Source organism: Nocardiopsis rhodophaea (genome assembly GCF_039530945.1).
In the GTDB taxonomy this organism is placed as follows: Bacteria; Actinomycetota; Actinomycetes; order Streptosporangiales; family Streptosporangiaceae; genus Nocardiopsis_C; species Nocardiopsis_C rhodophaea.
Genome location: NZ_BAAAPC010000017.1, coordinates 109,586 through 130,564 on the forward strand (window position 1 = coordinate 109,586; position 20,979 = coordinate 130,564).

The window sequence follows — 20,979 nt, forward strand, 5'->3', positions numbered from 1 at the left end:
GTCGAGGCCCGGTGGCCCGGCGACGGGCCGGGGTCCGTCGCGGGTCAGTCCGCCGAGCTCCGGACCAGGTGGGCGCGGCGGCCCCCGTACTCGGTGAAAAACTGCGCGGCGGCCTGCTGGACCGCCACGGCGTGGGTGGGGTAGGCGTGTGTGGTCTGGGCCAGGCGCCCGGTGAACATGCCGGTCTGGCGCGCCAGAGCGATCTCATGGATGAGTTCACCGGCGCGCTCGCCCACGATGGTGGCGCCGAGCACGCGACCGCCGCCAAGGGTGCCGAGCCAGGGGCGCCGGGCCGCGATGATCTTGACGAATCCGTCGGTCCGCCCGGCCGCGATCGCGCGGTCGACCTCCGACATCGGAAGGTAGGCCATGCGCGCGTCGGAATCGGTGCGCGCGGCCTGCTCCTCGGTCGGGCCGACCTGGGCCACCTCGGGCGATGTGAAGATCACGCGGGGGATCGAGGACGCCAAGAAGCGGCGCCGCCGCCCCTTCCGTAGCGCATTGTCGGTGGCGATGCGACCCATGAGATGCGCGGCATGTGTGAAGAGGGACCGGCCGGTCACGTCGCCCGCGGCGTAGATGCCCGGCGGGGACGTGGTGGCCAGGTGGTCATCGGTCCGGATCGCGCCGTTCTCCTCGACCGCCACCCCCGCCGCGCGCAGCCCCAGGCCCGCTGTGACCGGGGCGCGGCCGACCGCCACCAGCACACGGTCGGTCGCGACCGGCTCCCCACCGTCGAACTCCAGCCGACAGCGCCCCTCCAGCTGACGCGCCCGCGCCGCCGAAACGCCGGTGCGCACGGTGATGCCCTCCGCCTTGAACCGGTCGGCGAGCACGCGCGACGCCTCGGCGTCCTCGCCGGGCAGTAGCCGCTCCTGCGCCTCGACGACGGTGACCTCGGCGCCGAACCGGGCGAAGGCCTGGGCGAGCTCGCAGCCGATGGCGCCGCCTCCCAGGACCGCGAGGCGGCGCGGCAGCGCGTCGAGCTCGAATACGGTGTCGGTGGTCAGGTAGTCCAGATCGTCCAGACCGCGGATCGGAGGAATCCGCGGCTCGCTGCCGGTCGCGATCACCACCCGGTTGGCTGCCAGAACGCGCCCCTCGACCTCGGCCTCGCGGGGTGAGCGGAACACCGCACGCCCGCGCAGTACCTCGATCCCCTCGCCCGCCAGCGCCGTCTCGTCCTCGGTCCCGGCGATTCGCGCCACCGCCTCGCGTACCCGCCGGATGCCCGTGGCGAAATCGTCGTCCCGCGCCGCCGCCTCGATCAGGGTCTTGGACGGGACGCACCCGGTGAACGTGCAGTCGCCTCCGGGCGGGCCGTCGGTGACCATCAGCGGCCGCGCACCACGCGCGACGGCCGTGCGGGCCGCCGCGAGCCCGGCGGACCCGCCGCCGATGACGAGCAGATCGTGCTTCACGCGAAAGTCCCCAACCAGGTCGTGAGCGCGTAGAGGCCACCGTAGGTCGCCACCGCCACACCCGCGACAGCGAGCAGCCGCCAGCGGACGCCGCGCACCCCCGTCACCGAGCACTGGCCGCGGCGGCGCAGCGATCGCCACACGAGCACCCCGATGACGGCGAGCCCGGCCAGCCGGAACCACCAGGCGTACCCGTCATAGAGGTCATTGGCCCACACGTAGGCGGTTCCGGCGCTCACGACCCCCAGCAGTGCGAGGACGGTGGGGCCGACGCAGCACAGGATCCCGACCAGACCCCCGGCGACGCCGATGCGGCCCACGGGCAGCTTCCCGTTCGGGGACGCGCTCTTATGGCGGGGGACGGAGACGAAGTCGCGGTTGGGACGGGTGAGGTGCACCTGGTGCTCCGGACGGTGTCGTGGCCGTCGGGCCGGGGAGGAACGCTGTCGTACGCGGGAGGTTTCAAGCATGTCCTCCCAGCAGTGATCTCCACCAGCCGCGCTTCGGCGTGTTCGTGGCCGCGCCATCATCGGTCGAGGCCGCGACATCCGCGGGGGTCTCTACGCGTTCGATCCCGACTCCGGGCCAGAACGCGACATACCCCCTGATTTTGCGGGCCAGCGGGCTGGGGTTCGGGTAGTACCACGCGGCATCGTTGTAGGTCTGCCCGTCCACCGTGACGTCGTAGTAGCGAGCGACGCCCTTCCATGGGCACAGCGTGCGGGTCGAGGCGTCGGAGAAGTGCTCCCGGCGCAGGGCGTCGGGCGGGAAGTAGTGGTTCCCCTCGACGCTCACGGTGCGCTCGGCCTCGGCTAGCACGACACCGTTCCACACGGCGCGGATCATCGGCGAGACCTCCCTTCTGTCGGATTTCTGGCGCTGGCCTCGGCCCGCTGCGGGGCAGCGGTCGTGCTCCGGCCTATATCCACCTGCCGCTTCAAGTACGCCTCGTTTTCCCCGTCCCATCGGAAAGAGTGTCAGCGATGCGACAGGGATCAGGTGTGCGGCAGGGGTCGCGGGATGCAATGGGTGATGTGGTCAGAGGCGCCTCCCGGAGCCCCGGGTCGCCGCCGGGCGCCTCGGAGCGCCGCGCCGTCATGTGACCGAGGGCACCGACGGCGGGCGCGAGGCCCGGGGGCGCTGGCCGCATGACGCCGTCCGCAGGTCGCGGACGCGACTGTGTCTGTCGGGGAGGTGGATGCCATGTCCACGATCGCTCACGCCCGTTCCCACGCGGTGACACACGCCTGGCGCGGTGTACTGGCCGGCTTGGTCGGAGGGATCGTCTTCGGGGTGCTCATGGCGATGATGGGGATGCTGCCGATGGTCGCCATGCTCGTGGGCAGTCAGAACCCGGCGGTGGGCGGAGTCGTCCACCTGGTGATCTCGGCCGGAATCGGGTTGGTGTTCGGCGTCCTCGTCGGCGCCTTCGCCGACCGGATCTGGGCGCTGCTCGGGGCGGGCGTCGTCTACGGCATGGTCTGGTGGGTCCTGGGTGCCCTCGTGCTGATGCCGACCATGCTCGGCATGCCCGTGTTCAACATCAACCAGACGGCCATGATGAGCCTCATGGGGCATGTGGTCTACGGGCTCGTCACCGCCGCCGCGCTGTACGGCCTGAGCCGGCGCGAGGTGTAGGGCGTGCGACCTGTACTGCGCGTCTTCGTCGCCCCCGGTTGCCCGGGGTGTGAGCGGGCGCTCGACCTGGTCGCGTGGGTGCGCAGGGTGCGCCCGGAGCAGCCGATCGAGGTCATCGACCTGGCGGACCCCGGGGCCCGGGTCCCCGCGTCGGTGATCGGCGCCCCGACCTTCCTGCTGGGGAATCGGATGCTCTCCCAAGGCAACCCCGCTTACCTGGAATTGCTGACCGAGCTGGACGAGCCTGACATGATCGGAGAAGCGGAACTGGACGACCCCCCGGTCACGGGGAAAGTGGAGATCAGGTGCAACTCTCGCACCACCGGGATCCGGCCCCGGAGGGGCACTGGTGCCTGTCGGAGGTCGCGGTCTTCCGCGACCTCAGTCAGGGCGAGATGGAGGTCATCGGTTCCCAGGCCCCGGCGCACTCGGTGCGCGCGGGGCAGATCGTCCACTCCCCGGCGACGCGAGCGCAGACCCTCTACATCGTCAAGCGCGGCCGGGTGCGGCTGTTCCGGGTCGCCGAGGACGGGCGCACCATCACCACCGCCATCGCCGGTCCCGGCACCATCTTCGGCGAGATGCGGGTACTGGGCCTGCGGATGAACGGCACCTGGGCCGAGGCGCTGGGTACCGGGATGCTGTGTTTGATGAGCGGCGCCGACGTGCGCCGGCTGCTGCTCTCCGACCCGCGCATTGCGACCCGCATCGTCGAGCAGCTCGGAGAGCGGCTGGCCGACTGCGAGCAGAGGCTGACGGACGTGATGAGCAAGAACGTCACCGAGCGGACCGCCGCGACCCTATGCAAGATCGCTGACCCCGCGGGCGACGGCCAACCGGCTCCCATCAAGCTCACCCACGAGCAGCTCGCCCGCCTCACCGGCACTACCCGCGAGCGCACCACCAAGGCCCTCGGCGAGCTGGCCGATATGGGCCTGGTCCGGCTGCGCCGCGGCAGCGTGGTCGTCCTCGACCTGGACGATCTGCGCCGACTGCAGCACTGAGGCGGGCGCCACGCACACCGCTCCCCGGGAGCCGATGACCCCCCGGGGAGTCGGCGCGGTGGATTCGGGTGGATTCTCGTGCCCGGCTAAGCCGGCTGCTTGACCCGAACGGAGTCGGCGATGCGGTCACCGATCTTGGGGTCGATGTCGCGCCAGTAGTTGATCGCCCGGCTCAGCACGCCCTCGTCGGTGACCGTGGACATGTGTCCGGCCACGTTGGAGACCAGGCGGTCCCGGGCGGCGTCGTCCAGGACGTCGTTGATCAACATCCGTGCCTGGACGAAGTCGTCGTCCTCACGGTGGTCGGTGTAGGCCGCCCGTACCAGGTCACCCGCCTCCACCGTCCACCAGGCGTGCTCCGTGCCCTCCTGAACGGCGGCGTCCGGCCCGCCGAACGAGTTGGGGTGGTAGACCGCCCCGGTGTTGGACGTGAAGAAGCGCATCGGCCCGTCCTTGGAGTACGAGCGCACCGGTACCTCCGGCCGGTTCGGCGGCAACTGGTTGTAGTTGACGCCGATCCGGTAGCGGTGAGTGTCGGCGTAGGAGAACAGCCGCGACAGCAGCATCTTGTCTGGCGACGGGCCCACACCCGGCACCAGGTTGTTGGGTTCGAACGCCGCCTGCTCCACGTGGATGAAGAAGTCCTCCGGGATCCGGTTCAGGGTCATCCGGCCGACCTCGATCAGTGGGTAGTCGCCGTGGGGCCACACCTTGGTGAGGTCGAAGGGGTTGAACCGGTAGTTCTCCGCGTTCTCCAACGGCATGACCTGGACCTTCAGCGTCCACGACGGGTAGTCGCCGCGCTCGATGGCGTCGTATAGGTCGCGTCGGTGGCAGTCGGCGTCCGCCCCGGCCAGACGGTCGCCCTCCTCCTGGGTGAGGAAGTCGATGCCCTGGTCGGTGTGGATGTGGTATTTGATCCAGACCCGGCGCCCCTCCGCGTTGATCCACATGTAAGTGTGCGAGCCGTACCCGTTCATGTGGCGGTAGGAGCGCGGGATCCCGCGGTCGCCCATCAGCCAGGTGACCATGTGCGCCGACTCCGGCGACAGCGACCAGTAGTCCCACTGCATCGTGTGGTCGCGCAGCCCCGTCCGCGGGTTGCGCTTCTGCGACCGGATGAAGTCCTGGAACTTCTGCGGGTCACGCATGAAGAAGATGGGCGTGTTGTTGCCCACGAGGTCGTAGTTGCCCTGGCGCGTGTAGAACTTCAGGGCGAAGCCCCGCGGGTCGCGCCAGGTGTCCGGGCTACCCAGCTCTCCGGCGACGGTGGAGAAGCGGGCGAGCATCGGCGTCTCGCGCCCCGGCTGGAAGAGATCGGCGCAGGTGTACTGGCTGACGTCGTTGGTCACGCGGAAGACGCCGTAGGCTCCGGTCCCCTTCGCGTGCACGACGCGCTCGGGGACGCGTTCTCGGTTGAACTGCGCCATCTTCTCGATGAGGTACGCGTCGTGAAGAACGAGTGGCCCGTCGCGCCCGACGCTCAACGACTGCTCGTCGCTGGGTGCGGGGGCGCCCGCGTCAGTGGTGGTGATCGGGTTTCCGTGTTCGGGCACGCCGTAGGCGGGCATCTTGTGGACCTCCTATGGTCAGGCTGTCCGGTCGATCCAGCGGCCTCGCAGTGCCATGCAGGCCGCGCGCCCCGGCCGTCTGTGACGAAGGCCGCGTCGACGGTACAACCTCAATCTACTTTTCATCTCAGGACCCTCGGCTGCATCGTCCCCACCCACACGGCGCACTAATGCCAAGCGCGACCCAACCGCCCCTACGGAAGATCAAAAGGAGACCCCTGGGATGCCGTCCCCCGGCCGCCCGCGTCGCGTTCCGGCGCGGGCGGTCATGCGGCGTCACTCCGGGGACGGGGTCAGCAGGACGAACTCGGCCCCGAAGGGGTCGTGGGCCACGGACAGCCGGCCGACGCCTTCGGCGTCCTCCGGCCCCATGAACACCTGCCCGCCCCCGGCCCGGACCTGGGCTACGGCGGCATCGCAGTCGGCCACGGCCAGCACCGGGTGCCAGTAGGCGCGGCCTTCGGCCCCCGGTATCGCGGCGGTGTCTGTTTGCATGAGCCCGCCGTGCATCCGCTCGTCCCCGGCCCCAGCAGGGGTGAGGAGCGTGTAGGTCTGTGTGCTGTCACCCGGCGTGTCCATGTCCTGGAACCCCCAGCCGAAGAGGTCGGCGTAGAACTCCATGGCGCGCTGAGCGTCAGGGGTGTACAGCTCGGTCCAACACACGCTTCCCGCCGCGTCCGCGACCTCGAAGCCGGGGAAGGAGCCCGCCTGCCACACACCGAAGCGCCCGCCCTGCGGGTCGGAGATCTCCGCGGCGCGTCCGAGGTCCAGCACGTCCATGGGTTTCATGTGCACGGTGCCCCCGAGGCCCTCGGCCGTGCGGGCGGTGGCGTCGGCGTCGGAGCAGGTGAAGTAGACCGTCCAGACGGACCGCGCGTCCTCGGCCATGAGCGGGTCGACGCCGCCCACGGACTTGCCGTCCTTCTGGAACAGCACGTATCCGGCGGTGTCGGGCCCGGCGGACACGGCGTCCCAACCGATAACGCCGCGGTAGAAGGCGACCGTGGGGTCGACGTCGGGGGTGCTCAGCTTGATCCAGCAGGGCGAGCCGGGAATAAAGTCGGTGGTGATCATGGCGGTCTCCCTGGGTGCGCAGGTGTCCGAGAGTTTCGGCGGCGACATTCACCCTTCCACCCTCCGAGTGTGGCGCCGATCACCGGCATTCCTCCCTCCCGATGCGGCAAAGTCTCGCCCAACCGACACAGGACCCCCACGCCGCACCCCAGCCAACCACCGGAGCTTCGAGCACTCCCGGCGCTCGGACGCCGGGCCGTGGGCGCGCCCCGGCGATTACTGCTCACCGTGGGAGTCGGGCACGTGGACGATCATCGCCGGTGACGCCGCGTGGTGCAGGACCCCGTGCGCGACGGAGCCCAGGGCCAGCAGCGGAAAGCCGTGCCGTCCGCGCGCCCCGACGACGACCAGCTGGGCCGAAGCCGACGCGTGGCTGAGCGCGTGGGTGGCGTCGTCCCACTGGACTTCTGTCTCGACCTGTACGTCGGGGAACTCGTCGCGGAATTCCTTCAGGGTGTCGCGGGTGAGCCGCTCGCGATCGGCGCGCATGGATTCGAGGTCGTATCCGCCGAGGGTGACGACGGCCAGGATGTCCGGCGGCACCCGCACGGCGTAGATCGCGCGCAGGAGCGCCGAGCGCAGGCGGGCTTCGGTGAAGGCCGCGCGCAATGCGGCCCGACCCAGGTCGGAGTCGTCGACACCGACGACGATCTGCGGGGTCGTGATGACCGGTCGCGCCTCGGGGCCGACGACCACCACCGGGGTGGTGGCATGCGCGGCCACCGCGTAGGCCACCGAACCGATCTTCATCCCGGGGAAGCCCCCGCGTCCCCGCAGGCCGACCACGATGAGGTCCGCCTCGCGGCCGGCGTGGACCAGGGTGGCGGCGGCCGGCTCCCGGTATCCGACGCTCGTTTCCACCCGCACATCGGGGTCCGTCTGCTGTACGCGCTCCTCGGCCTCGTACAGCACCCGCTGGGTGTGACCGTTCCAGCTCTCGACGTCGTGGACGAACATCTGTTCCAGCGCCGGCACCCATGCCGAGGACACCAGCCGCAGCCGGCTTCCCCGCAGTGCGGCTTCCTCGGTCGCCCAGTCGAGCGCGACGAGACTGGCTTCCGAACCGTCAACGCCGACGAGGATTGATGACGACATATGGTTCGACCTCCCTGGTGAGACACCTTCCCTTCGCGGCATCCCCGCACCCGGTGGTCGGGCGCCCGGGGCCGGCCGGCCGCGGATACAGGGCCTTGGGCCCGGATCTGTCCCGCCGCCCCAGCGTCCTGTGCGCCTCCCCCAAGGAAGCCGCCAACCAAGCGGTCGTTAGACTGGCGTGCGTCCCCTGGAGACACGACCGTCGCGCACGAGGGCGGCGGCCCGTCGCAAGGATGGGAAGGAGAGGTGGGCTCGCATGCGGCCGACGGTCGCCCCTCCGGAGAGCATCACCTGGCGTATCCATCTCGACCGCGCCATGTGGGTGGCCGGGGTGCGCGCCCTGATGTTGCAGGCGCTGCACCCGGTGGCCATGCAGGGCGTGTGGCAGCGGTCGGACTTCACCGACGACCCCACCGGACGCCTGCTGCGCACCACCCACTTCGTCGCGGTCACCACCTACGGCAGCCCGCCTGAGGCCGACGCGTTGGGAGAGCGGATCCGGCGCGTCCACGCCCGGCTGTCGTTCACCGATCCCCGTACCGGCCGCCGGCACCGGGTCGACGAACGCGACCTGCTGGTGTGGGTGCACTGCGCCGAGGTCGTCTCCTATCTGGAGGTCGTCACCCGCGCCGGTCTGCCCGTCGCCCCGGCCGAGGCCGACCGGTACATCGCCGAACAGGCGCACACCGCCACCTACGTCGGCCTGAGCCCCGACGAGGTTCCCGCGTCCCTGGCCGAGATGCGCCGCTACCTGGCGGAGGTCCGGCCGCGACTGCGGGTGACCCCGGAGGCGGTCCAGGCGGTGCGGTTCCTCCTGTGGCCGACGGTCCCGGACCGCCTGAAGGCACTGGCCGCCCTCAAACCGCTGTGGTTCCCGATTGGCGCCATGGCGTACCACACCCTGCCCGACTGGGCGCGGCGGCAGTACCGCGTGCTGCCCGAACTCCCGGGCGGCCAGACCGCCACCACGGCCGGGCTGGCCGCCCTGCGCCGAACCCTGAACGCGACCCCCGACAGCCTGTACAACCGGATCTTCGACGAGGAGACGCTGCGCAGCGCCCTGGCCGCCCGGGAGCGCCTGGCAGCCGCCGGATACGACGTGCGCGACGGACTGGTCGGAGTGCGGAAACCGCGCCGTCGGCACGCGATGGCCCCCGCGTCATGAGAATGAGGGGCGGTGGGAGGCGGGGGACTACTGTGGAGGGATGAGACGGCGTGTCCGCCGCTACGCGTGGCTCATGGGAACCTGCCTGACGTTGTTCGCCGGGTCGCTGCCGGTCTACTACCTCTTCGGCGTCATCCCGGCCGTCGCGATGTGCCTGGTCGCCATGGTGTGCCCACCCATCGCGGTGATCGTGGCCAACACGCCCGACCCCACCGACCCCGAAGACCGCGACACGCCGTTCGGCCCGTACGCGGGCTGACGCACCCCGCGCTGCCGCGAGCCGTTCCGGGGGCGATGCCGTCACTTGGTTGCCCGCGCGGGTGCGGGACGGCCCCCGGAAGGGCGGCAGGCGCGCGCCCGGTACGGAAGCCGGACCTCAAATCGCTTCGGGGCCGGGGACGGACATGCGCGATCGCACCGGGCCGGTGCGGTGCGGTGCGCCAGCCTCGCGTGTCGCCCCGCGGCCTCGCTATTCGTCTGTCTCACCTTCGGGGGCCTGACTGGCGTCCGTTCCGCTGTTGGGCTCGGGGGCGCTGCGCGTCCCGGGGTCAGCTTCGCCACGGGGGGTAGACGGGAGGGGGTCCAGATCTCCGGTGCCGCCCCTGGGGGTCGGGTCGTGGGGGCTGGGGTCGTCGGTGCCGCCTCCTGATCCGCCGCCGTTATCGCCGTTGCCGTGTCCGTCTCCGCCGCCGGTGCCTCCCGCGCCAGAGCCGCCGTCGCCGTTATGGCCGTCGTCAGCACCACCGTTCTGGCCGTCACCGGAGCCGCCGTCGTTACCACCGTCACCGTGACCGTCGTCGGCATCGCCACCGTTTCCGCCGCCAGTGCCGTCACCGGTCCCGCCGTGGCCGTTGGTGCCGTCGTCGGTACGGTCGCCTCCGCCGTGGCCCTCGCCGCCGTCACCGCCTCCGCCGTTCACGGGCTGGTTTCCGCCGCCTCCCTCCTGGTCCGCGCCGCCGCCGTCGGGATCGGAGCCGCCACCGGTCCCCGTATCGGGGTCGGTCCCGTCGGAGGGGGTGATGAGGGTGTGGAGTCCGGCGAACCCGCCGTCGGTGAGCAGCGCCCAGGCCGCCGCTCCGCCCAGGACCAGCAGCCACGCCAGCGACAGGCCCACGAGCAGGCGCCGCCCGAACCTCCGGGGTGTCCCGTGCCGGGGGCCGGTCTGCTCCGACCCGCTCCGCCCCGCGGGGTCCAGCGGAAGCGCGGAGGGCGTCTCCCGGGTCATTCGCCGCGATCCCAGGAGACGGCCAGGGATACGGCCGCGCCGCGTCGTCGTCTCGCTCCCATGCAAGCCCGACCCGGCGCGGAGCTGGCCCGTGGTCCGCTCGGTGGTCTCCGTCCCCTCGCCGCGTGCCGCGCTGCCGTCCCTCGCGGCTTCCCGGCTCTCCTGCTTCTCCGTGGCCTCCCCGCCTGAGGAAGTCGGCACGGGGGAGGAAGCGGTATCGGGCCGCGATCCCTGGGAGGAGATCTCGATCGTCTCGATGCGCGTCCGCTCGTCGACCGCGGCCGTCGCGCCCTCCCGCAGCACGGCCGTGACCGGGTCGGCGGGTCCGGAGGCGGACGCCCCGTTCGTGAAGTCGTGCCCCACCAGCAGTCCGAGGACCTTGGCGGCGGTGGGACGCTGCTCCGGGTCCTTGCTGAGGCACGCCTCCAGCAGCGGGCGCAGGTTGTCCGGGACCTCCGTCAGGTCGGGCGGCTCGCTCAGGATGCGGTGGATCACCGTGTGCACGCTGTCGGCGGTGAACGGCCCGTTGCCCGTGGCGGCGAACGCGATGACCCCGGCCCAGGCGAACATGTCGGCCGGGGGGCCGATCTCCCCGCCGCGGATCTGCTCGGGCGCCATGTAGGCGGGCGTGCCCGTCACCGAGTTGGTCTGGGTGACCGTGCTGTCGGTGTTGCGGGCGATCCCGAAGTCGATGACGCGCGGCCCGTCCGCGCTGAGCAGCACGTTGGCGGGTTTGAAGTCGCGGTGGACCACGCCGGCCTGGTGGATGGCGACCAGCGCGGTCGCCGTGGCGATGGCCAGCCGGTCCAAAGCGGACCTCCGGCGCGGCCCTTCCCGCAGCACGGCCTCACGCAGGTTCGGCCCCCGCACGTACTCGCTGACGATGTAGGGGGCGGGGGCGTCGAGGTCGGCGTCGAGAACCGCCGCGGTGCAGAAGGGCGCGACCTTGTGGGCGGACTCCAGCTCTCGGGCGAACCGGGCGCGCTGGCGCGCGTCTCCGGCCCACTCGCTGGTCAGCACCTTGATCGCGACCTCGTCACCGCCGGGCGCCCGCCCCAGGTACACGGTCCCCTGGCCGCCCTTTCCGATCCGCGCGGTCACTTCGTAGGGCCCGATATGCGTCGGGTCCCCCTTCTTCAACGGACTCGTCATGCAGGTGTCCCCTCCCATCGCACGACGCGCGGTGGGGCACGCCGTGCTCGTCCCTGTCTCCCATTGGACGCAGCGGTTCTCCCCTGGCTCCTTGTCCCTGACGCCACAATTGCCTTGCTTGATCGAATTGGGATCTGGCCGGGGCAGCGCACATTGGGCCGCGCCCCGAGGGGAGGGGGCGCGGCCCGATCCATGGGTGAATGGGTGATGGGAGGTGGGGTGGCGGCGGGACCTTGCCGTCGAGGGGGACCCGCTAGATCCCCAGGAGTTTCTCGATCCCCGCCAGTCCGAAGTGGATGACGAAGACACCGCTGAGCGCCCACATCAGCCAGCCAACGTCGCGGGACTGCCCGCTGGCGCTCTTGATCAGCGTGTAGGAGATGATCCCGGCGCCGATGCCGTGCGCGATGTCGTAGGTGAACGGCATGACCGCGATCGTCAGGAACGCCGGGACGGCGACGGTGATGTCGTCCCACGCGATCTGCCCGACGTGCATCATCATCATGGCGCCGACCAGGACCATGGCGACCGAGGCCGCCTGGGCCGGGACCACGCTGAACACCGGCGCGAAGAACAGCGCCAACAGGAACAGCCCGCCGGTGACGACGCTGGCCAGCCCGGTGCGCGCGCCCTCACTGACGCCCGCGGTGGACTCGACGAACACCAGGGTGGCCGAGGAACTGGTCAGGCCGCCGCTGATAGCGCCCGCGCCGTCGGTGGCCAGGATCTGGTTGACCCGCGGCATCTGGCCGTCCTCGGCGGTGAGGTTGGCCTTCTTGCCGATCGCCAGGATGGTCCCCAGCGCGTCGAAGAACCCGGCCAGGACGAGGGTGAACAGGATGACCCCGGCGCTGGCCACGCCCGCCGACTGCCAGGCGCCGAACATGTCGACCTGGAACAGCAGGCCGAAGTCGGGCGGGGAGAAGGGGCTGGTGGGAAGCGTGGGGGCCTGCGTACCCCAGGATTCCTCGGGGACCTGGAACGCGTACTGCACGATGACGGCGACCACCGTCGCGGTGATGATGCCGTAGAAGATCGCTCCGGGGACCCGGCGGGCGAGCAGGACCGTCGCGGTGCCCAGGCCGATGAGGAACACGGCCACCGGCCAGCCAGCCAAATGCCCGGCTGTGCCGAGCTGTAGCAGCTTGCTCTCGCCCGCGCTGAGGAACGTGGCGTTGGTGAAGCCGATGAGCGCCACGAACAGGCCGATGCCGACACCGATGGCCAGCTTGAGGTTGTGCGGCAGCGCGTTCATCACCGCCGTCCGGACCCCGGTGACCACCATCAGGATGATGGCGATGCCCTGCCAGACCACTAGGCCCATGGTTTCGGCCCAGGTCATCTGCGGGGCTGCCTGGTAGGCGACGACCGCCATGACGCCGAGAGCGGCGGCGCAGGCGATCGGGGCGCGTCCCACCACCCCCATGAGGATGGTGACGATCCCCGCCGACAGGCAGGTCATCGTGGTCAGCTGTGCGGCGGAGAGGGTGTCGCCGTTCACGTCGGTGACGCCGCTGAGGATGATCGGGTTGAGGACGATGATGTAGGCCATCGCCATGAACGTGGTGAGACCACCGCGGATCTCCTGCCCGATGCCGGAGCCGCGTTCGGTGATGAAGAAGAACCGATCGAGCCAGGATCGAGTCGGCCGGGCGTCCGCAGGGGCTTGCGGCTGCGGTTGGGAGCCCGCTGTGTCGAGACGAGTCATGTCCCCTCCTGGAGGGAAATGGGGGGATCGGACGCGGATAATCCGGTCGCGATTTCTTTACGTGTTTAAATCGTCACTTTCCGAAGTCATCACTGGTGAAATCGTTGATAAGCGCGCAGTGGTGGCTATTCGGTGGTTGGGACCGCCCGCGTCGGACGCGCCTGCCGGACCGGTGAGGGTCACCCTCACACGGATCCGGCCGAGCGAACCTGACGCGAGTAACCGGGATGGCTGCCCGCCCCGGCACCGAGGGCGCCGGCGGCTCGGGGCGGGCAGGTCCCGCTCGTCGACCCGCGGTGAATTGGGGGCGACGAGGTCTGTGGACGCCTGCGCCGGTACGCAGGGCCGCTAGAGCTCGATACCCACGATGTCCTCCGGGCGGACGGGGGCATGGGTCAGCGGCCTTCCGGTGGCGTCGCGGACCGCCGCGATGATCGCCGGGGTCGACGACAGCGTCGGCGGCTCTCCCGCCCCGCGCAGGCCGTAGGGCGCATGCGGGTCGGGGTGTTCCAGCACGTCGATCCGCATCGGCGGCGTGTCGAGGATGGTCGGGATCAGGTAGTCGGTGAACGACGGGTTGCGGATCTCGCTGTCGGAGACCTGGATCTCCTCCATCAGCGCCAGGCCCAGCCCCTGGGTGGCGCCGCCCTGAATCTGCCCCGCGAGCTGCTGCGGGTGCATGATCTTGCCGACGTCCTGAACCGCGTCCAGCGCCACGACCTTGACCAAGCCGAGCTCAACATCGACGTCGACCACCGCCCGGTGTACGCACATCCCGAACTGGGTGTGCGAGGCGCCCTGGCCCTGGGTCGGGTCGAGCATCTCGGTGGGGCGGTGGTGGAACTCGCGGGTCTCCTCCACGACGGTGCCGCCGAGCAGGTCGGACAGGGAGACGAGTACCCCGTCACTCTCGGAGACCACCTTTCCGCCGACCAGGCTCAGCCCGCTGAGGGGGTGGTCGCTGGAGACCAGGCCGCGCTCGCGCACCAGGTCGAAGATCCGCGCGCGCACCGCCTCACAGGCCGTCTTCACCGCGCCGCCGGTCATGTAGGACTGGCGGGAGGCGGAGGAGGACCCGGCCGAGCCGACCTGGGTGTCGGCGGGGTGGATGGTCACGCGCTCAACACCCAGCTCGGTGCGGGCGATCTGGCCCTGGACGGTCACCAGGCCCTGGCCCACCTCGGCCGCGGCTGTGTGCACCATGACCGACGGCTCGCCGCCGATGACCTCCATGCGCACCCGCGCGGTGGAGTAGTCGTCGAAGCCCTCGGAGAAGCAAAGGTTCTTCAACCCCACGCCGTAGCCCACCCCGCGCACGACACCCTCGCCGTGGCTGGTGTTGGCCACGCCGCCGGGCAGAGTCCGCAGGTCGGCGGGGTCGGGCAGTTCCTCGCGGGCCGGGGGCATCGGCAGATCGCGGGCGCGCCGCAGCATGTCGGCCATGGGCAGCGGCGCGTCGATCTCCTGCCCGGTGATGATCCGGGACCCCTGCGCCATGGCGTTCTTGATCCGCAGGTCGACCGGGTGCATGCCGAGCTCGGCTGCGAGCTTGTCCATCTGCGACTCGTAACCGAAGCATGCCTGCACGGCGCCGAATCCGCGCATCGCGCCGCAGGGCGGGTTAGTGGTGTAGACGCCGTAAGCGTCCACCTTCACGTTGGGCACCTCGTAGGGGCCGATGCCCAGCGAGGAGGCGACACCAACCACAGCGGGGGTCGCCGACGCGTAGGCGCCGCCGTCGACGATGATCTCCAGCGTCGCGTAGAGCAGCGTGCCGTCGCTCGCGGCGCCGTGCTCGAAGCGCATCGTCGCCGGATGCCGGTGCACATGCCCGAAGAACGACTCCTCGCGGTTGTAGACGATCTTCACCGGCTTGCCGGTGTGCAGCGCCAGCATGCACGCGTGGATCTGCATCGACAGGTCCTCGCGGGCGCCGAACGCGCCGCCCACCCCGGCCAGCGTCAGCCGCACCTTGTCCTGGGGCAGCCGCAGGCACGGGGCGATCTGCCGCTGGTCCACGTGCAGCCACTGGGTGGCGATGTAGAGGTCGACGCCGCCGTCCTCGGCCGGCACCGCCAGTCCGGACTCCGGGCCCAGGAACGCCTGGTCCTGCATGCCGACCTCGTAGTCGGTGGTGACCACGGCGTCGGCCTGGGCGCGCAGCTCCTCCACCGGCGTGTCACCCGTGAACGCACCGGTGCGGATCGGCTGGTAGCGCACGAGGTTGCCGCTCTGGTTGTAGTCCTCGTGGACGGGGAGCGTGCCCTCCTCGTGGACGCGCGGGCACGTGTCGTCGAACACGGCCCGGCGCGCGTCGCTGACCGGTTCCAGCACCTCGTAGTCGACCTTGACGCGGTCCAGCGCGCGGCGCGCGGTCTCGGGGTGGTCGGCGGCGACGATGGCCACCGCCTCGCCCTTGTAGCGGACCTTGTCGAAGGCGAGCACCGGCTGGTCCTGGTACTCCAGCCCGTAGCGCTTCTCGCCGGGGATGTCCTCGTGGGTGAGCACGGCGTAGACACCCGGCAGCTTGACCGCCTCGGTGATGTCGATCCCGCGGATCCGCGCGTGCGGATGGGGGCTGCGCAGTGTCATCCCCCACAGCATGTCCTCCATCCACATGTCGGACGAATAGGCGAACTCACCGGTCACCTTGAGCGTGCCGTCGGGGCGGCGCGGGCTGGCGCCCACCCCGTCCTTGGTGGTGCTGGACAGGTCGGTGGGGGTGCGCGTGGCGGAGCCGGCCATCAGCGGCTCACCTCCTGAAGCAGAGTCCGGTGGGCGGCGCGGCCGACGCGAGCGGCCTCGCCTGCGGGGACGGTGCGGAGCTCACCGCGCTCGGCGACGGTCTCGCCGCCGACCAGCAGCCGCTCCAGCGGGGGAGTGGGACCGAAGGTCAGTGCGACCACCGGGTCGTCAATCACGTCGTAGCCGAACCCGTCGACCCGCCACAGTGCGATGTCGGCGAGCTTGCCCGGCTCCAGGGAGCCGAGCTCGGCGTCGCGGCCCAGGCAGCGCGCGCCGCCGAGGGTGGCCATGTGCAGTGCCTGGCGGGAGCTGAGCGCCTGCGGGCCCTTGCGGGCGCGGGCCATGAGCAGCGCCTGGTGCATCTCGCCGGACAGCGGGGTCATCTCGCTGGACGCGGGGCCGTCCACGCCAAGCCCGACCGGTGCCCCGGCCTCCAGCAGCTCGGTGGTGCGGCAGATACCGGCACCGAGGCGCGCGTTGGAGGTCGGGCAGTGGGCGACGCCCGTGCCGGTGGCGGCGATGCGGGCGATCGCGTCATCGGAGAGGTGCACAGAGTGGGCGAACCACACGTCGGAGCCGAGCCAGCCGAGCTTCTCGGCGTACTCCACGGGGGTGCACCCGAACTCGGCGAGGCACTGGTCCTCCTCGTCGAGGGTCTCGGCGAGGTGGGTGTGCAGCCGGACGCCCTTGGCGCGGGCGAGCTCGGCGGCGCCGGTCATGAGGTCGCGGCTGACCGAGAACGGAGAGCATGGCGCGACCGCGACGCGCGTCATGGCGTCGAACGACGGGTCGTGGTGGGCGTCGATCGCCGCCTCGGTGGCGGCGAGCGCGCCGTCCAGAGTCTCCACGACGCTGTCCGGTGGCAGCCCTCCGGCGGACTGGCCGCGGTCCATCGAGCCGCGGGCCAGGTCCAGGCGGATGCCCACCCGGCGCGCGGCCTCCACCTCGGCGGCGGCGATGTCGCCGCGGCCGGAGGGGAAGATGTAGTGGTGGTCGGAGGCGGTGGTGCACCCCGACAGCGCCAGCCAGCCCGTCGCGGCCGTGGTGGTCTGGGCGACGACCTCGGCGTCCAGCCGGTGCCAGATCTCATAGGAGCCGGTCAGCCACTCGAACAGGGTGCCATCGGCGAACAGGCCCTGGGTCGCCCACTGGTAGAGGTGGTTGTGCGTGTTCACCAGGCCGGGTGTGGCGATGCAGCCGCGTCCGTCGACGCGCTGGGCGCCCGGGACGTCGGGGGCCGCCCCGGAGCCGACCTGGGTGATGCGGCCGTCGACGGCGACGATGTGCCCGTCGACGTACTCGGCGCCGCTCACCGTGGCGACGTAGGCACCGTCGATGACGAGGGTACTCATGACGCACTCCCGGCGCTTCCGCCGCCCCCGCCGACGGTCGCGGCCTCGCGCTCGGCCGCGAGCCGCACGGCCTCGATGATCTTCTCGTAGCCGGTGCAGCGGCAGAGGTTCCCGGCGAGGGCCTCGCGGATCTCGGCGTCCTCGGGGACGCCCTTGCCCGCGCCGACCGTCCGGTTGATCAGGTCGTCGCTCTGCACCAGCAGCCCCGGCGTGCAGAACCCGCACTGCACGGCGCCGGCTTCGACAAAGGCCTCCTGGACGTGGCCCAACCGCTGGTCGGAGCCTTTTTCGGACTCCTCGGCCAGGCCCTCGACGGTGCGGACGTCGCGGCCGTTGGCCTGTCCGGCGGCGACCATGCAGGAGCAGGCGGTCACGCCGTCGAGGTAGACCGTGCACGAGCCGCACTCGCCCTGTTCACAGGCGTTCTTGCTGCCCGGGAGGCCGAGCCGCTCGCGCAGGACGTAGAGCAGACTCTCTCCCGCCCAGACGTTGTCGGCGGTCACTTCCTCACCGTTGACGGTGAATGTCACGCGCATCGCTTGCTCTCCTTCCGGTAGTCGGTGACCGACCAGGCGAGCGTGCGGCGGGCCATCACTGACAGGGCGTGCTTGCGGTAGTCCGCGCTGCCGCGGACGTCGTCGATGGGACGGGCGGCGGAGGCGACGAGCTGGCCGAAGTGCCGCACGGCGGCCTCACTCGGCACCGTCCCGTTGTCCCAGTCGAACTCGGCGCTCAGGAACTCCTCGGCCTCCACGGCGCGGATGGGGGTGGGAGCGGCCGATCCGATGCCGGTCCCCACCCTGCGGTTGGTCGGGTCCAGCGCGAGGGAGAAGGACGTCACGGCGATGACCATCGCGTTGCGGGTCCCGATCTTGCTGAAGTGCTGGGGGCCGGTGGGCTCGGGCAGTAGCACGGCCGCGATGAGCTCGTCGTCCTGGCGGGCGGTGCGCCGCAGCCCCAGGTAGAACTCGCGGGCGGGCACGTGCCGGACGCCGCGGACCGACGCCAGCTCGACGATGGCGTCGGTGGCCAGCAGCGGCGGGTGGGCGTCACCGGCCGGGGAGGCGCCGCCGAGGTTGCCGCCGACGGTTCCGCGGTTGCGGATCTGCGGGGAGGCGACCGTGCGGGAGGCCTGGGCCAGGGCGGGGGCGTGGCTGTCCAGGCGCTCGACGATAGTGGTGTAGGGAACCCCGGCCCCCAGACGCAGGTGCGCCCCGTCCGGCCCCCACTCGCCGAGCTCGGGCACGCGCGAGAGGTCGAGCAGCGCCGGCGGGCGACGCTTGTCGAAGTTCAGCTCCACCATGACGTCGGTCCCGCCCATGATCGGCACCGCGTCCGGGTGCTCGGCCTTGGCGGCGAGCGCTTCCTGCCACGTGGAAGGGCTCATGAATTCCATACGTGTCCTCGTTATTAGCCGTGTCGCGGAATGTCCGTTGAGTGAAATTCACCCAACGTTCGGCATCTATGTGAAGTAGAACACTCCTCACCGAGTGGGTGCTAGGTAGCGATGGCATGAAGTGATCACCAGGTGGACACCGTTCCTTCGTTGTTTTCTACAAGTGGTGTCGTGGGCTAACGTGTCCGCCACGCGGACCGCGTGGTCCGCCCGACCGGTGCGATGATGGTGACGTGAGGGAAAGTCCATGCAGATCAGTGAATTGCTCGCCATTCCGCGGCTGCATTTGCGCTTCCTGACCGGGTCAGAGCAGGTGCACCGCGACATCCGGCTGGCCTACACCACCGACCTGCTCGAACCCAAGCGCTACCTCCGCGGCGGCGAACTCGTGCTAACGGGGATGATGTGGCACAGCAGCCCGGCCGACTCCGAGACCTTCGTCAACTCGCTCGTCGAGGCCGACGTCGCCTGCCTCGCCGCGGGAACGGCCCTGGGCGAGGTCCCCAGCGACCTCATCGAGGCCTGTCGCAGACACGACCTCCCGCTCCTCGAAGTCCCCAGCCAGACGTCCTTCGGCGCGGTCACCGAGGAGGTGCTGCGGCTGCTGACCAAGGACCGCTTCACCACCATCACCGAGACCCACCACCGCCACCGCAAGCTGATGGCCGAGGTCGCCGCCGGCGCGGACTTCCCCGAGGTGTTCGCATCGGCCGCCGCCGAGGCGGGGCTCAACGCATGGGTCGTCTCCAGCACCGGACGCCAGGTCGCCGCCTCCGGCCCCGACCTGCCCGGCGAGGACCTGGCCTGGCTGGCCGCCCGCGCCCTGACCCGGCCCGCCTCGCCGTTCGCGACGGCGATGCCCACCGCCGACCCCGCCACCACGCGCACGGTGACGCTCGTCCCCGTGCAGACCCGCGAGTCGCACCCCCTCGCCGGGTGGACACTCGTGTGCGCTGGCGACCACGCCGACTGGCCGGAGGAGACCCGCGAGGCGGTCGCCGAGCTCTCGTCCATCGCGGTGCTCGCCCGCAGCCGCATCGAGGAAAACGCGCTGAACGAAGCGCGCCACGTCGAGGGCCTTCCCCGGCTGCTGGCCGCCCAGCGCTTCGACGAGGTTGCCGCGCTGCTCCATGTTGGCGCCGAGGGAGCGGCGGACGGCCGCCCGGACACCGGACACATCGTCATCAGCGCGATGATGCGGCCGGAGCCCCGGGTTCCCGACCTCGCCCGCCGGATCGTCTGCGAGCTGTTGGCCGAATGGCCGGGCGCCGTCGTCACCGGGGACAACGACGTCCTGGCCGTCGTGCCGGTGCCCGAGTCCCTCCCGGCCGCCCCGAAAGAGGAGGCGGGTGGGTGCGCGGCCACGCGGCGCGGCGGGACCGGGGCACGAGACGACTCGGGGACCCGCGCCGCCGAGCGCCTGCGCCGCCACATCGGCGACGCCCTGCGCGTGCTGGAAGCCGGCCTGACCGACCACCGGCTGGCCATCGGGATCGGCTCCACCGTCCGCGGCATCCCCGAACTGCGCGGCGCGGCCGTCGAGGCCCGCCACGCCCGCCGCCTGGCCGAGCTGCGCGACGGCCGCGCCCAGATCATCGCCGGAGCCGAGATCGACTCCCACGAGCTGCTCCTGGCATCCGTCCCGGAGGAGGTGCAGTCCTCCTACCGCGACCGGCTGCTCGGACCGCTGCTCACCTACGACCGGGACCACCGCTCCGAGCTCGTGCGGACCCTGGAGCGCTTCCTAGAGCACTCGGGCTCCTGGCAGCGCTGCGCCGCCACCATGCACGTGCACGTCAACACCCTGCGCTACCGCATCGGGCGCATCGAGGAGCTCACCGGCCGCGACCTGAGCAACCTGGAGCACCGCGTCGACCTGTTCCTGGCGCTGAAGCTGCGCGACTGACCGGGCGGCGGGCAACGGGCGTCGCGGCCGTCAGGCCCCGGCACCCGCCGTGAGGTAGTGGAGAACGATGTTGTGGACGTGGTGGCTCTTGTGCTCACCGCGGAAGTCCACCTCGTACACCTGCGTGCCGACGTTGATCGCGATCGATCCGGACGAGAAGAACGACCCCGCCCAGGACCGGTTGCTCAGCACGCTCACCGACGTGATCTTGTGGTACGGGATGCTGGTGATCGCGACCTTCTGGCCGACGAAGCTCTTGTCCTGGATGATCACCCGCCGGTCGGTCAGCCCGATGAAGCCGGTCCCCACGCCGATGGCGTCGTAGACCGCCAGAATCCGCTCGCCGGGCATCAGGCCGCTCTGGATCTGCTCAAGCTGTTCGGGACGGTCGTAGACGATATCGACATTGGTCATGCGGACTCCTCACACGGGTGGGACAGGGGAGAAACCGACGATCTCCGCGATTCCAGCGATTCTAGACGCGACGCCGCTCGGTTCCGGCGCTGGCGCCGCCTTGTCACCAGCCC

18 protein-coding genes are annotated in these 20,979 nt (G+C 71.0%); 5 read left to right on the plus strand and 13 right to left on the minus strand.

From position 1 onward, the window contains the following. Positions 1-44: 44 nt before the first annotated feature. From ABD259_RS18855 to ABD259_RS18865, 3 genes are all read right to left on the minus strand, one after another. Positions 45-1,421 (minus strand): dihydrolipoyl dehydrogenase family protein, encoded by a 1,377-nt coding sequence (locus ABD259_RS18855; RefSeq protein WP_344164256.1) that lies wholly within the window; start codon positions 1,419-1,421, stop codon positions 45-47. Next, complete coding sequence (locus tag ABD259_RS18860) at positions 1,418-1,819, minus strand: hypothetical protein (RefSeq protein WP_344105920.1); 402 nt, start codon at positions 1,817-1,819, stop codon at positions 1,418-1,420. Before ABD259_RS18860 ends, ABD259_RS18855 begins: the two co-directional genes overlap by 4 nt. 64 nt (positions 1,820-1,883) lie before the next feature. Next, entirely contained in the window at positions 1,884-2,267 is a 384-nt protein-coding gene (locus ABD259_RS18865) for a DUF427 domain-containing protein (RefSeq protein ID WP_344105918.1), read from the minus strand. A gap of 357 nt (positions 2,268-2,624) precedes the next feature. Here ABD259_RS18865 and ABD259_RS18870 point away from each other — a divergent pair, with 357 nt between their 5' ends. Both ABD259_RS18870 and ABD259_RS18875 read left to right on the plus strand, forming a co-directional pair. Then, positions 2,625-3,059 carry a hypothetical protein gene (locus ABD259_RS18870; protein WP_344164259.1) on the plus strand — a complete coding sequence of 145 codons (435 nt, stop codon included), beginning with the start codon at positions 2,625-2,627 and terminating at the stop codon, positions 3,057-3,059. Positions 3,060-3,364: 305 nt separating this feature from the next. Continuing rightward, on the plus strand, positions 3,365-4,063 hold the full coding sequence (locus ABD259_RS18875; protein ID WP_344164262.1) for a Crp/Fnr family transcriptional regulator: 699 nt from the start codon (positions 3,365-3,367) through the stop codon (positions 4,061-4,063). An 86-nt stretch (positions 4,064-4,149) separates the two neighbouring features. Here the strand turns inward: ABD259_RS18875 and ABD259_RS18880 are convergent, their stop codons facing one another. From ABD259_RS18880 to ABD259_RS18890, 3 genes are all read right to left on the minus strand, one after another. Then, complete coding sequence (locus ABD259_RS18880; RefSeq protein ID WP_344108633.1) at positions 4,150-5,634, minus strand: catalase; 1,485 nt, start codon at positions 5,632-5,634, stop codon at positions 4,150-4,152. Between the two features lie 276 nt (positions 5,635-5,910). Further along, positions 5,911-6,708: a VOC family protein gene (locus ABD259_RS18885; protein ID WP_344164265.1), complete on the minus strand. Its 798-nt coding sequence runs from the start codon at positions 6,706-6,708 to the stop codon at positions 5,911-5,913. A gap of 216 nt (positions 6,709-6,924) precedes the next feature. Next, positions 6,925-7,803 carry a universal stress protein gene (locus ABD259_RS18890; protein WP_344108628.1) on the minus strand — a complete coding sequence of 293 codons (879 nt, stop codon included), beginning with the start codon at positions 7,801-7,803 and terminating at the stop codon, positions 6,925-6,927. A gap of 256 nt (positions 7,804-8,059) precedes the next feature. On the opposite strand from ABD259_RS18890, the gene ABD259_RS18895 reads away from it, so the two are divergent. Continuing rightward, positions 8,060-8,968 (plus strand): oxygenase MpaB family protein, encoded by a 909-nt coding sequence (locus ABD259_RS18895; protein WP_344108626.1) that lies wholly within the window; start codon positions 8,060-8,062, stop codon positions 8,966-8,968. A gap of 40 nt (positions 8,969-9,008) precedes the next feature. Continuing rightward, a complete protein-coding gene (locus ABD259_RS18900; RefSeq protein ID WP_344108624.1) occupies positions 9,009-9,227 on the plus strand; it encodes a DUF3099 domain-containing protein in 219 nt (72 codons plus the stop codon). 210 nt (positions 9,228-9,437) lie between these two features. On the opposite strand, the gene ABD259_RS18905 is transcribed toward ABD259_RS18900, so the two are convergent. The 6 genes from ABD259_RS18905 to ABD259_RS18930 form a co-directional block, all read right to left on the minus strand. Then, on the minus strand, positions 9,438-11,345 hold the full coding sequence (locus ABD259_RS18905; RefSeq protein WP_344164268.1) for a serine/threonine-protein kinase: 1,908 nt from the start codon (positions 11,343-11,345) through the stop codon (positions 9,438-9,440). A gap of 253 nt (positions 11,346-11,598) precedes the next feature. Beyond that, complete coding sequence (locus ABD259_RS18910; RefSeq protein WP_344108620.1) at positions 11,599-13,053, minus strand: NCS2 family permease; 1,455 nt, start codon at positions 13,051-13,053, stop codon at positions 11,599-11,601. A 348-nt stretch (positions 13,054-13,401) separates the two neighbouring features. Next, a complete protein-coding gene (gene pucD / locus ABD259_RS18915) occupies positions 13,402-15,798 on the minus strand; it encodes a xanthine dehydrogenase subunit D (RefSeq protein WP_344164271.1) in 2,397 nt (798 codons plus the stop codon). Beyond that, on the minus strand, positions 15,798-17,150 hold the full coding sequence (locus ABD259_RS18920; protein ID WP_344108615.1) for an 8-oxoguanine deaminase: 1,353 nt from the start codon (positions 17,148-17,150) through the stop codon (positions 15,798-15,800). Before ABD259_RS18920 ends, pucD begins: the two co-directional genes overlap by 1 nt. After that, positions 17,147-17,686 carry a (2Fe-2S)-binding protein gene (locus ABD259_RS18925; RefSeq protein WP_344108614.1) on the minus strand — a complete coding sequence of 180 codons (540 nt, stop codon included), beginning with the start codon at positions 17,684-17,686 and terminating at the stop codon, positions 17,147-17,149. Before ABD259_RS18925 ends, ABD259_RS18920 begins: the two co-directional genes overlap by 4 nt. After that, positions 17,677-18,546: an FAD binding domain-containing protein gene (locus tag ABD259_RS18930; RefSeq protein WP_344108611.1), complete on the minus strand. Its 870-nt coding sequence runs from the start codon at positions 18,544-18,546 to the stop codon at positions 17,677-17,679. Before ABD259_RS18930 ends, ABD259_RS18925 begins: the two co-directional genes overlap by 10 nt. A gap of 247 nt (positions 18,547-18,793) precedes the next feature. On the opposite strand from ABD259_RS18930, the gene ABD259_RS18935 reads away from it, so the two are divergent. After that, on the plus strand, positions 18,794-20,452 hold the full coding sequence (locus tag ABD259_RS18935; RefSeq protein WP_344164274.1) for a PucR family transcriptional regulator: 1,659 nt from the start codon (positions 18,794-18,796) through the stop codon (positions 20,450-20,452). A gap of 30 nt (positions 20,453-20,482) precedes the next feature. On the opposite strand, the gene ABD259_RS18940 is transcribed toward ABD259_RS18935, so the two are convergent. Beyond that, entirely contained in the window at positions 20,483-20,866 is a 384-nt protein-coding gene (locus ABD259_RS18940) for a PH domain-containing protein (protein WP_344108607.1), read from the minus strand. Positions 20,867-20,979 lie beyond the last annotated feature (113 nt).